Here is a 598-nt window from a genome sequence, read left to right on the forward strand (position 1 = left end):
GACCTGATCCGCGACCGCCAGCAGCGCCTGCTGGACGAACAGCGCAAGCGCCTGGAGGAACTCCAGCAACTGCCCGGCAAGGGAGCGCCCGCCGCTGCGGATGCCTCCGGCGACGACGAGCGCTGCTTCGAGATCCGCCGCATCGAGCTGGAAGGCGCCGGGCACCTCGGCGAAAGCGCGCGTCGCCAACTGCTGGCGCCCTACCAGGGGCGCTGCCTGGGCGTCGGCCAGCTCAATGCGCTGCTCAAGGCCGTCACCGACCATTACCTGGATCGCGGCTACGTCACCACCCGCGCCTACCTGCCACAGCAGGACCTGGCCTCCGGGACCCTGCGCATCATCGTCGTCGAAGGCCGCCTGGAGGGCCTGGACAGCTCCGCGCTGGCCAGCCCGCGCGAACTGACGATGAGCTTTCCGGGCAGGACCGGCGAGTTGCTCGACCTGCGCGAGCTGGAGCAACTGGTCGACCAGTTGAGCCGCCTGCCGTCGCGCCAGGCGCAACTGGAGCTGGTGCCCGGCAGCGAGGTCGGCGGCAGCCGGGTGCGTCTCAAGGGCGAGCGCGACAAGCCCTGGCGGGTCTCCGCCACTGTCACTTAAA

Annotated in this window: 1 pseudogene; it reads left to right on the plus strand. The window is 70.4% G+C overall.

The features are described 5' to 3' along the window. Positions 1-588: pseudogene (gene tpsB1, locus ACLJNW_RS23040) on the plus strand (two-partner secretion system transporter TpsB1); the annotation flags it as partial. Positions 589-598: the final 10 nt, after the last annotated feature.

Origin of the sequence: Salmonella sp. SAL4457 (assembly GCF_046548235.1) — a bacterium.
Lineage (GTDB): Bacteria > Pseudomonadota > Gammaproteobacteria > Enterobacterales > Enterobacteriaceae > Salmonella > Salmonella enterica.